The following is a 10543-nucleotide window of genomic DNA, read 5'->3' as shown; positions in this document are numbered from 1 at the left end:
CGTCGCGGCCGCGCTCGTCGGGGCGGTCACCGAGCGGCTCTGCGCGGCGGTCGCCGAGGCGGCCCACGCCGACGCGATCTGCCCGGACGGCGCCCCCGAGCTGGAGGTGGTCCAGCGCGCCGAGGCGCTCGGCGCCTGCCAGGGCGAGGACTGCCCGCGCACGGTGGCCGAGGCGCTCGAGGCGGATCGCCGCGTGCTGGCGCGCCTGGAGCGCGACGCGTCGGGCGGGCTCCGCCTGACGGTCCGGCTGCTCGGCGCGGCGGGCGTGCCGGTCGCCTCCGCGGCCGCGCCGCTGCCGGAGGACCTCGAGCCGCTGCTCGCGCGCGCGGCGTCGCTCGTGCCGGGGCTGTTCGAGGCGCGGGGCGCCGGGGCCCGCTGATGCGGCTGGTGGTGGTCGCCGGGCCGACCGCGTCCGGCAAGACCGCGCTCGCCGTCGCGCTGGCGCGGCGGCTCGGCGGCGAGATCGTCAACGCCGACTCGCAGCAGGTCTACCGCGGGCTCGACGTCGGCACCGCCAAGCCCACCGCGGAGGAGCGCGCCGCCGCCCCGCACCACCTGCTCGACCTCGTCGAGCCGGGGGAGGGGATGGACGCGGCCCGCTTCGCCGCCCTCGCCGACGCGGCCATCGCCGGGATCGCGGCGCGCGGGCGCGTGCCCATCGTGGCGGGCGGCACCGGGCTGTACGTGCGTGCGCTGCTGCACGGCGTGGTGGAGGCGCCCGGGCGCGACCCCGAGCTGCGCCGGGCCCTCGAGGCCGAGGCGGCGCGCGACGGCCGGCCGGCGCTCCACGCCCGGCTCGCGGCGGTGGACCCCGCCGCGGCGGCGCGCATCCGCCCCAACGATCTGGTGCGGGTGGTGCGCGCGCTGGAGATCGCGGCCGGCGGCCGGACGCCCTCCGAGCTGTACCAGGCGCACGCCTTCCGCGAGGACCGCTACGAGGCGGCGCTGCTCGCGCTCGACCCGCCGCGCCCGGAGCTGCACGCGCGCATCGACGCCCGGGTGCGGGCCATGTTCGCGGGCGGCCTGCTGGACGAGGCGCGCGCGCTCGCCGCGCGCTCCGGCGGCGCGCTGCCGGCCCGCCTGCCCATCGGCTACGCGGAGGCGGCGGCGCACCTGCGCGGCGAGCTCGACCTCGAGGAGGCGATCCGGCGCGTCCAGGTCGCGCACCGCCGCTACGCGCGCCGCCAGGTGATCTGGCTGCGCAAGGAGCGCGGCGTCGTCTGGATCGCCCCGCCGTACGACGTCGACGCGCTGGCTCGGCGCATCGCGGACGGACGTCCCGCGACCGGGTGACCCGCGATCGCGGCGCACGCAGGAGTCGGTTTCGCCACACCCGCCTGATCTTCCCCACTGCGACGCACCGTCGACTACGATGCGCACGTTGTCTCACGTTCCACGGGGGCGAAACATGCGTCGAATGAAGCTCGGGTTCATGGCGGCAGTTCTGATGATTCTCCTGGGCGCCCGCACCGCGTCCGCTCGCGAGGCGTGGGGCTATCTCGTCTGCGAGTCGGATGAGTCCATCGCGGTCTCGGGGGCCGTGTTGACGTTCACGCAGGGCAGCGTCGTGTCGACGTCCTACGAGCCGACGACTGCTCAAGGCTGGTACGGTTTCATGCTGTGGCCCGGCGACTTCGGCCTCTGGAGCGTCAGCATCGACCTGACCGCGCAGGGCGGTCCGTCGAACTACGATGCGGGTCAGGTCACCATCGTGGAGACCTCGCCGCTGTCGTACGTGCCGACCATCAAGATCCCCGCGGGCATCATCCCCGCGTGCGGCGGCACGCCGCCGCCGCCCGTGTGCGAAGAGCTGAGCGGCGTGGAGAACGGCTCGACGTTCTGCGGCAACCTCGGCAACCCGCGGAACGAGTGCGCCTACTTCGGCCTCGTGCCCGCCGGCAAGGACGACGGGCTCAGCGGCCTGACGCACGAGGCGTCGATGGACGCGGACCTGGCGCTCGTGAAGGCCGGCCTCTGCTACAAGGTGTACGTGGGCGTCAGCGCCGGCGACGAGCTGCAGACGCCGAACGGCAAGGGCATCTCGCACGTCACGTACTGCAGCTGCGAGTAGGGCAGCGACGCCGCCGAACCCGAGCCGCGCACGCTCCGGAGACGGGGCGTGCGCGGTGTCGTTCCGGGGCTGGTGCGAGGTCGCCGGGCGTTGGCGCGCCGCGTCGAAAAGCGCTGAGAAGCCGGTGGGCTGCGCGCGTGCGTTCCGGCGGGGCCGTGCTATAAGCCGTCCGTGTCCAAGCCAGCCTACGCCCTCGACTTCGAGCGCCCGCTCCTCGCCCTCGAGTCCAAGATCGCCGAGCTGAAGGAGCTCTCCGGCGGCGCCAAGGTCGACTTCAGCGAGGAGATCCAGAAGCTGGAGAAGAAGGCCCGGAAGCTCCAGGCCGAGATCTTCAGCGATCTCGACCGGTGGCAGACGGTCCAGCTCGCCCGGCACCCGCAGCGGCCGTACACGCTCGACTACCTGAAGGAGCTGTTCACCGACTTCTTCGACATCGAGGGCGACCGGCGCTTCGCCGCCGACCACTCGATCGTGTCCGGGTTCGCCCGCTTCGACGGCGAGCCGGTGGTGGTCATCGGCCACCAGAAGGGCCGGAGCACCAAGGAGAACATGCTCCGGAACTTCGGCATGCCGCGGCCGGAGGGCTACCGCAAGGCGCGCCGGCTGTTCGACCTCGCCAACCGCTTCCGCAAGCCGGTCATCACGTTCATCGACACGCCGGGCGCCTACCCGGGCATCGGCGCCGAGGAGCGCGGCCAGGCCGAAGCCATCGCGGTGAACCTCGAGGTGATGTCGTCGCTGGAGGTGCCGGTCATCGCCGTGGTCATCGGCGAGGGCGGCTCCGGCGGCGCGCTCGCGCTCGGCGTCGCGAACCGCGTGCTCATGCTGCAGTACTCGATCTACTCGGTCATCTCGCCCGAGAGCTGCAGCGCCATCCTCTACCGCGACCCGACCAAGGCGCAGAAGTCGGCCGACGCGCTGAAGCTGACGGCCCGCGACCTGGCCGGCTTCGGCATCACCGACGAGCTCATCGCGGAGGCGCCCGGCGGCGCGCACCGCGACCCGGTGCTCACCGCCAAGAACGTGGGCGACGCGCTCCGGCGCCACCTCGCCGAGCTCCGCAAGCTGACCCCCGAGCAGCTCGTCACCGACCGGTACCGCAAGTTCCGGGCGATGGGCGTGTTCACCTCGGAGGAGTGACGGCGCCGGCGCCGAGCGGGATCCGCTCCTCCGGCGCGCCCTCCGGGCCCGCCCGCAGCACCGCGTAGGAGCCGGGCCGCGGCCCCGCGGCGCGCACCGCGGGCTCCACCGCGGCCCAGAGCGCCCGCGCGTCGGGGCCGGCCAGGTGGAGCACGCAGAAGCCGTCGCGCCACTCGTCCCGGACCAGCCGGCCGGCGCCGCCCGCCAGCCGCTCCATCAGCGCGTACTCGAGATCGCGGACCCGCGCGCGCTCGGCCCGCGAGCCGTGCGGCCGCTCGTCCAGCCGGAGGTGGACCGTCACCGGCTGCTCCGGCGCCGTGGCCACGGCGGGGGCGGCGAGCAGCAGGGCGGCGAGGCCGGCGGCGGCGGCGTGCACCCCGCGATCGTGGCGCCGGGGCCCGGCGACGCCAGTCCGCGAAGGGGGACCTCGGCGCGGTCGCGCCTCCCGGCGGAGAGGGGTATAAGGGTTCGCCCATGCCCGCCCCCCAGGGCTCCAGCCCCGCCCCCGCGCACCGCCCGTTCATCGTCGCGATCGACGGCCCGGCCGGCGCGGGGAAGTCCACCGCCTCCCGGCAGCTCGCCGCCCGGCTCGGCTTCGCGATGGTGGACACCGGCGCCATCTACCGGACCGTGGCGCTCGCCGCGACGCTCCGCGGGATCGCGCTCGACGACGACGCCGGCCTGGGCCGGCTCCTCCCGGAGCTCGCCATCCGCTTCGCGCCCTCCGGGCAGCCGGGCGGCGGCCAGCGGGTCCTCCTCGGGGAGGAGGACGTCTCGGTGGAGATCCGGACCCCGCCCATGTCGCTCGGGGCGAGCAAGGTGTCGGCCCGACCGGTGGTCCGGGCCGGGCTGCTGGAGCTGCAGCGCCGGCTGGCGCTCGCCGCCGAGAACCGCGGGGCGGTGCTGGAGGGGCGCGACATCGGGACCGTGGTGTTCCCGGACGCCGACGCCAAGTTCTTCCTGGTCGCCACGCCCGAGGAGCGGGCGCGGCGGCGCCACGCCGAGCTGCTGGCGAAGGGCGATCCGTCCACGTTCGAGGAGGTGCTCGCCGATCAGCTGAAGCGCGACCGGCAGGACTCCGAGCGCGAGATCGCGCCCCTGCGCCCGGCGGACGACGCCGTGGTGGTGGACACGAGCGGCACGCCGCTCGAGGCGGTGGTGGACGCGCTCGCCCGCGAGGTGCGCGCGCGCCAGCGCCGGCGCGGGCGGGGCGGGGGCCGGCCGTGAGCGACGGCGAGCGCACCTACGGGCCGAAGGAGTGCGGCAGCTGCCGGCTGTGGAGGCCCATCCTGGAGGACGCGCGCGGCCCCATCGGCCCGTGCCGCCTCGGCGTGCGCACCGGCGACTTCCCCGGCACCGCGCCCGTCTGCGAGCGCTACCTTTCCCGCGAGGCCGCCATCCCCGCCGCGCCGCCCCCCGAGCCGGCGCGCCGCCGCGCGCGCGCGGCCGGACCGACCGTGGTCGTGCACCGCGCCCCGGGCCACGCTGCGGCGCCGGCGCCCGCGATCTCCGTCCCCCTGCCCGAGGAGCTGACCGACATGACGCGAGAGGAGTTCGCCCAGGCCATCCGCGAGGCGCTGCGCGAGGACGTGCCCGTCCCGCTCGCGCCCAAGTGGGAGGGCGGCACGGTGGTGCTGAAGCCCGGCGATCCCGGCACCGCGCCCAAGGAGATCCCGCTCGACAGCCTGTTCCACAAGATCGTGATGATCCGCGACCGGCTGCGGGTGCTGGAGCAGAAGGTCAACGCGACCGACAAGCTGAGCGACGCCGAGAAGGTGGAGCTGCAGCAGTACGTGACCCGCTGCTACGGCTCGCTCACGACGTTCAACGTCCTGTTCAAGGACGAGAAGGACCGCTTCGTCGGCGAGAAGGCCTGACCGGCCCCGCCTTCACCGCCCGGGGGTGGTCAGGCGGGACGGCGGGCTGGAGCAGGTGCCGGAGAAGGCGCGCTCGGCCTCGGCCACCGCGCGCTGGTAGGCCTTCTCGTAGTCGGCCGCGCGCGGGTCCTTCGCCTTGCGCGCCAGCTCCCACGCGGACTGGTACTCGCGCCGCGCGTCGCCGGGGCGCCCGCCCGCCTCGTACGCCTGCCCCAGGACCCCGTGCGCCGCCGGCACGGCCGCGTGGAGCGAGGCGTTCCGCTCCAGCGTCCGGAGCGCGCCGGCCGCGTCGCCGTCCCTGGCCTGCTGGAGCCCGGCGAGGCGCAGCGCCGGCTCCGGGGGCGGCACCTCCCACCCGAACCGCGCCGACAGCGCGCGGTAGTGCGCCTCGACCGCGGCCGCCCCGCCGTGCGGGCCGACGTCGCCGCGCGCCACCGGCATGCCCCAGCCCTCGAAGATGCCGCGGAGCCCGGCCACCGCGGCGGCGGTCACCTCGGGCGCGGCGGCCCCGGCGAGCGGCAGCGCGCGCCAGCCCTCGGGCGCGGCGCCGGCCGGTCCCCGCCCGGCCACGATCCGCAGCGCCGCCGCCGGGTGGTTGCCCTCGACCCAGGGCGCCACCTCGCGCGCCAGCGCAGCCTCGACGGCCGGCGGGGCGGAGGCCGCCGCGGAGCCGGCGGCGGCCGCGGGCGTCGCGCCGGCCTCGGCGCGCTCGACCGCGACCACGATCGCCTCCGGCATCTCGCCGCGGCGCGCCAGCCCTCGAGCGGCCGCGTCGACGGCGGCGAGATCCCGCGCGCCGTCCGCCAGGTAGATCACCGGGAGGCGCGCGCCGGGCGCGGCGTCGGGCACGCGCACCGTGAGCCGCAGCGCGGGTCCGGCCTGCGACGGGAGCTCCACCACCCGGTCCGGCGCCGCCGCGGCGGTGCGCCCGGCCAGGGAGGACAGGAGGATCAGCGCGGCGGCGAGCGACGGATGGGCCATGGGACGCTCCTCGTGCGGCGGGTGCTCCGGCGAACCTCAGTTGCCGTGGTGGTGGTGATCCTCCCAGCTCCGGTCCCCGGCCTTGCCGCACGAATTCGGCAGGCCCGGCCAGGTGGGGTTGAACTCGCGGATCGGGGAGCGCGCGGTCGCGGCCTCGAGGTGCGCGCGGTAGGCGGCGGCGCCCGGGTCCTTGGCCCGCTCGGCCAGATCGAGCGCGGTCCGAAACGAGCGCTTCGCCTCGTCGAGCCGGTCCGCGCGGGCCAGCGCCATCCCGAGCACGTCGTGCGCCTCCGCGCTGGCCGGGTACCACGCCGCGTTCTGCCGCAGGGCGCGGATGCCGTCGTCGAGCTTCCCGTCGCGGATCGCCTGGCGGCCGGCGGCCTCCACCACCGGCTCGGGCGGGTGGACCGTCCACCCGAGCCGCTCCGACAGCTTCGCGTAGTGGCGCTCGACCGCGGGGAGCCCGCCGCGCGGCCCGATGGCGCCCACCGCGGCGGGCATCGTCCACCCGGCGAACACCTCCTTGAAGCCGCGGGACGCGCCCTCCAGCACCACCGACCAGTGATCCTCGCCCGGCAGGTCCAGCGCCGTGACCTGCAGGCCGCCGCCCGCGGCGCCCGCGGCGCCCACCAGCGCCTTCGCCTGCTTCGCCGCCTCCGGGCCGTCCTCGGGGGAGACGATCACCAGCACCCCGCGCGGCCGCCCGCTGCCGGCCAGCGCCTCGCGGGCGCGCCGAACCGGCTCGTCGCCGTTCCAGGTGAGCGTCGGCGCGAGCGCCAGCGTCGCCTGGAACAGGCCGGGCCGCGCCAGCTGCGCGTGCACCGCGAGCAGCCCGCCCAGCGAGTGCCCCACCAGCATGCGGAACGGCTCGGTGCGGTAGGTCCGCTCGACGTGCGGGACGAGCTCGTCCTGCACGAAGGACAGGAACCGCTCGCCGCCGCCGGACGTCTTGAACACGGCGGGCGGCGCCCCCTCGAACTGGCCCGGCGACGGGGTGAGGTCGCGCATGCGGTCCGCGTGGTCGATCCCGACCAGCAGCACCTCGGGCATGCGCCCGTTCTGCGCCAGGAAGCGCGTGACGGTGGCGAGCACCGCCAGGCTGGGGCTCCCGTCGGTGAAGTAGACCACCGGGTAGCGGCGGCCGGAGGTGGCGTAGCCGGGCGGCGCGAGCACCACGAAGCTCCGCTCCTCGCCGAGCACCGCCGAGCGGATCCGGAACGCGCCGGACGGCTCGGCCGGCGCGTCGCCGGCCGGGGCGGGGGCGGGCGAGGGCGTCGCCTGCGCCGCGGCGCCGCCGGAGAGGGTGAGCGCCGCCAGCGTGGCCACGGCTCCGAGGGTTCGCATCGCCTTCCTCCAGGGCGGTCCAGGGGCGAGAGGCCCGCCCTGCGAACTTCGTGACTCGGAGTCGAGGGGACAACCCCTGCGGTGCGCCACGGATGGAGGGGGCGGGTTGCTGGCCGCCGAGGGGTGCGCCGTTATATAGAAGCGCCGTGGACGTCAAGATCGCGAAGACCGCCGGGTTCTGCTGGGGTGTGCGCCGCACCGTCGACAAGGTGATGGAGGTCGCCGACCAGCACCGGGCGCCCGTCGTCACGCTCGGGCCCATCATCCACAACCCGCAGGCGGTCGCCCGCTTCAGCGAGAAGGGTGTCGGGACCGTGATGGGCATCGGCGAGGTGGCCGACGGGACCACGGTGGTGGTCCGGACCCACGGCGCGGTGCGCGAGGAGCTGGAGCGCGCCGAGGCGCGCGGGCTCGAGGTGGTGGACGGCACCTGCCCCTACGTGAAGTACCCGCAGGCCATGGCGCAGCGGCTCTCGCGCGAGGGCTACCACATCGTCATCGTCGGCGACGCGAACCACGCCGAGATCAAGGGCGTGATCTCGTACTCCGAGCAGCCGTGCACGGTGGTGAAGCCGGGCGGCCCGGTGCCGGAGATCAAGGCGAAGAAGGTCGCGGTCATCGCCCAGACCACCTGCATCGGCGCCGAGTTCGAGCGGGTGGTGGGCGTCCTGGCCCTCCGGCACAAGGAGGTCCGGGCCGTGAACACCATCTGCAACGACACCGAGGAGCGCCAGGCGGACGCCCGGGCGCTCGCCAGCGAGGTGGACGCGGTGGTGGTCGTGGGCGGGAAGAACAGCGCCAACACGCGCCACCTGGCCGAGATCTGCCGCGCCATCCAGCCGCGCACCTGGCACGTCGAGACCGAGGCCGAGCTCGAGCCGGCGTGGTTCGACGGCTGCCGGGTGGTCGGCCTTTCGGCGGGGGCCTCGACGCCGGACTGGGTGGTCGAGGGGGTGGCGTCCTGGCTGCGGGCGCTCCGCTAGCCCGGGCCCGCCTTGACGCTGCAATTTCGGACGTGTAGCGTGCGCACTCCGTAATGAATGTGGGCCGGGGTACGCCCGGCGCGCGACGGCCTCTCGATCCCCGGGGGCGCGGCGCGAAGCACCAGACCCAGGGGGCAACGCAGTGGCAACGCCGGCACGATCCAGCCCCGAGATCCGACGGGCGCCGGCGCTTCCCGACAAAAGGTTGGCCTAACCGAATGGAGAATCAGACTCCCCGCACGCCCGAGGTCGAGACCGAGGACTTCGCCACGCTGTTCGCGCAGAGCGAGGCCAGCGCCGGTCCGATCGAGGAGGGCAAGGTCGTCAACGGCACCGTCATCCAGCTGACCAAGGACTACGCCGTCATCGACATCGGCTACAAGTCCGAAGGCCAGGTGCCCATCTCCGAGTTCTCGACCGCCCCCGGCGGCGAGCCCGCGGTGAAGGTGGGCGACAAGGTCGAGGTGCTCGTCGAGTCCCGGGAGAACGACACCGGGATGGTCGTCCTCTCCAAGGAGAAGGCCGACAAGATGCGCATCTGGGACGAGATCTCCGCCGCGTGCGAGCGCGACGAGCTCGTCGAGGGCGTCATCGTCGGGCGCGTGAAGGGCGGCCTCTCCGTCGACATCGGCGTGAAGGCGTTCCTCCCCGGCTCCCAGGTGGACATCCGGCCGGTCCGGAACCTGGACAAGCTGATCGGCGAGAAGTTCAAGTTCAAGGTCATCAAGTTCAACAAGAAGCGCGGGAACATCGTGCTGTCGCGCCGGGTCCTCCTCGAGAAGGAGCGCGAGGAGCTGAAGAAGGAGACCCTGAAGAACCTGAAGGAGGGCGCGATCCTCAAGGGCGTGGTCAAGAACCTCACCGACTACGGCGCCTTCATCGACCTGGGCGGCATCGACGGCCTGCTGCACGTCACCGACATGAGCTGGGGCCGCATCGGCCACCCGTCGGAGATGTTCGAGGTCGGCCAGGAGGTCCGCGTCGTCGTCCTGAAGTTCGACCCGACCTCCGAGCGCGTCAGCCTGGGCCTCAAGCAGATCCAGGAGGACCCGTGGCACCGCGCCGACGAGAAGTATCCGGTCGGCACGCGCGTCAAGGGCAAGGTGGTCTCGCTCACCGACTACGGCGCGTTCATCGAGCTGGAGCAGGGCGTCGAGGGCCTCGTCCACGTCTCCGAGATGAGCTGGACGAAGCGCGTGAAGCACCCCTCGAAGCTGGTCAACGTGGGCGATCAGGTCGAGGCGGTGGTGCTCGACATCGACCCGAAGGCCAAGCGGATCAGCCTCGGCATGAAGCAGATCGAGGCGAACCCCTGGACGCTGCTCGAGGACAAGTATCCGATCGGCACGACGATCCGCGGCGAGGTCCGCAACGTCACCGACTTCGGCATCTTCGTCGGCGTCGAGGAGGGCATCGACGGCCTCGTGCACGTGTCCGACATCTCCTGGACCGAGCGCATCAAGCACCCGGGCGAGAAGTTCAAGAAGGGTGACGTGGTCGAGGCGGTGGTGCTCAACATCGACGTCGAGAACGAGCGCTTCAGCCTCGGCATCAAGCAGGCGCACGTCGACCCGTGGACCACGCTCTCCGAGCGTCACCCGGTGGGCGCCCGCGTGAAGGGCCGCGTCACCAAGGTCACCGACTTCGGCGCGTTCGTCGAGATCGAGCCGGGCATCGAGGGCCTGGTGCACGTGTCCGAGATGAAGGACGAGCGCGTGGAGAACCCGCGCGACGTGGTGCAGGAGGGCCAGGAGGTCGAGGTCAAGGTCATCGACATGGACCTCCAGGACCGCAAGGTCGCGCTCTCGATGAAGGCGCTCAACCGCGACGGCGGCGAGGACGACTACCGCGAGTACCTGCGCCGCCAGGGCGACGGGCGCGCCCGCCTCGGCGACCTGATGGAGAAGTTCAACCGCCGGAAGTAGCCTCCCGGCGGACCGGAGCACCTGCGGGCGGCCTGCGCGAGCGGGCCGCCCGCTTCCTTTTTGCCGGTTGCGACCCCCCCGGCCGCGTGCTTACCTGACCCGACCATGAACCCCAGCGATCCCAACGAGCCCCTCCCCACGACGCCGGTCGGCCCCCAGGAGCCGCAGCCCGGGGCGACCGGGCCGGGATCGCCGGCGCGGCCCGAGCCGCCGCGCTGGGGG

At 74.3% G+C, this 10543-nt stretch carries 11 protein-coding genes; 8 read left to right on the top strand and 3 right to left on the bottom strand.

Annotated features, from left to right (window positions below; all coding sequences use genetic code 11):
• The 4 genes from PSR1_RS17875 to PSR1_RS17860 all read left to right on the top strand — a co-directional run.
• Positions 1-379 (top strand): hypothetical protein (locus tag PSR1_RS17875; RefSeq protein WP_059438806.1); only part of this gene is annotated, 379 nt, incomplete at its 5' end.
• On the top strand, positions 379-1293 hold the full coding sequence (gene miaA, locus PSR1_RS17870; RefSeq protein WP_059438805.1) for a tRNA (adenosine(37)-N6)-dimethylallyltransferase MiaA: 915 nt from the start codon (positions 379-381) through the stop codon (positions 1291-1293). The genes PSR1_RS17875 and miaA, both read left to right, overlap by 1 nt.
• 124 nt (positions 1294-1417) lie before the next feature.
• Positions 1418-2071: a hypothetical protein gene (locus PSR1_RS17865; RefSeq protein WP_237758117.1), complete on the top strand. Its 654-nt coding sequence runs from the start codon at positions 1418-1420 to the stop codon at positions 2069-2071.
• A 171-nt stretch (positions 2072-2242) separates the two neighbouring features.
• Positions 2243-3211 (top strand): acetyl-CoA carboxylase carboxyltransferase subunit alpha, encoded by a 969-nt coding sequence (locus PSR1_RS17860; RefSeq protein WP_059438803.1) that lies wholly within the window; start codon positions 2243-2245, stop codon positions 3209-3211.
• Here the strand turns inward: PSR1_RS17860 and PSR1_RS17855 are convergent.
• The gene (locus PSR1_RS17855) at positions 3195-3587 is read right to left on the bottom strand and encodes a hypothetical protein (protein WP_059438802.1); all 393 of its coding nucleotides are present in this window, start codon (positions 3585-3587) and stop codon (positions 3195-3197) included. The two genes, PSR1_RS17860 and PSR1_RS17855, sit on opposite strands and share 17 nt — an antisense overlap.
• A 98-nt stretch (positions 3588-3685) precedes the next feature.
• Between PSR1_RS17855 and cmk the strand changes: the two genes are divergently transcribed.
• Positions 3686-4438 (top strand): (d)CMP kinase, encoded by a 753-nt coding sequence (gene cmk / locus PSR1_RS17850; protein WP_059438801.1) that lies wholly within the window; start codon positions 3686-3688, stop codon positions 4436-4438.
• Positions 4435-5088, top strand: coding sequence for a hypothetical protein (locus PSR1_RS17845; protein ID WP_059438800.1), 654 nt, complete (start codon positions 4435-4437; stop codon positions 5086-5088). The genes cmk and PSR1_RS17845 overlap by 4 nt, the downstream gene beginning before the upstream one ends.
• A gap of 12 nt (positions 5089-5100) precedes the next feature.
• On the opposite strand, the gene PSR1_RS17840 is transcribed toward PSR1_RS17845, so the two are convergent.
• Both PSR1_RS17840 and PSR1_RS17835 read right to left on the bottom strand, forming a co-directional pair.
• Entirely contained in the window at positions 5101-6069 is a 969-nt protein-coding gene (locus PSR1_RS17840) for an alpha/beta hydrolase-fold protein (RefSeq protein WP_059438799.1), read from the bottom strand.
• Between the two features lie 36 nt (positions 6070-6105).
• Positions 6106-7413 carry an alpha/beta hydrolase-fold protein gene (locus PSR1_RS17835; protein WP_059438798.1) on the bottom strand — a complete coding sequence of 436 codons (1308 nt, stop codon included), beginning with the start codon at positions 7411-7413 and terminating at the stop codon, positions 6106-6108.
• 146 nt (positions 7414-7559) lie between these two features.
• Between PSR1_RS17835 and ispH the strand changes: the two genes are divergently transcribed.
• Complete coding sequence (ispH, locus tag PSR1_RS17830; RefSeq protein WP_059438797.1) at positions 7560-8396, top strand: 4-hydroxy-3-methylbut-2-enyl diphosphate reductase; 837 nt, start codon at positions 7560-7562, stop codon at positions 8394-8396.
• Between the two features lie 218 nt (positions 8397-8614).
• Positions 8615-10321, top strand: coding sequence for a 30S ribosomal protein S1 (locus PSR1_RS17825; RefSeq protein ID WP_059438796.1), 1707 nt, complete (start codon positions 8615-8617; stop codon positions 10319-10321).
• Positions 10322-10543 lie beyond the last annotated feature (222 nt).

Origin of the sequence: Anaeromyxobacter sp. PSR-1, assembly GCF_000964525.1 — a bacterium.
GTDB lineage: Bacteria > Myxococcota > Myxococcia > Myxococcales > Anaeromyxobacteraceae > Anaeromyxobacter.
Note: the sequence above shows the minus strand (reverse complement) of the source record. Positions and strands in the feature narration are given on the sequence as shown.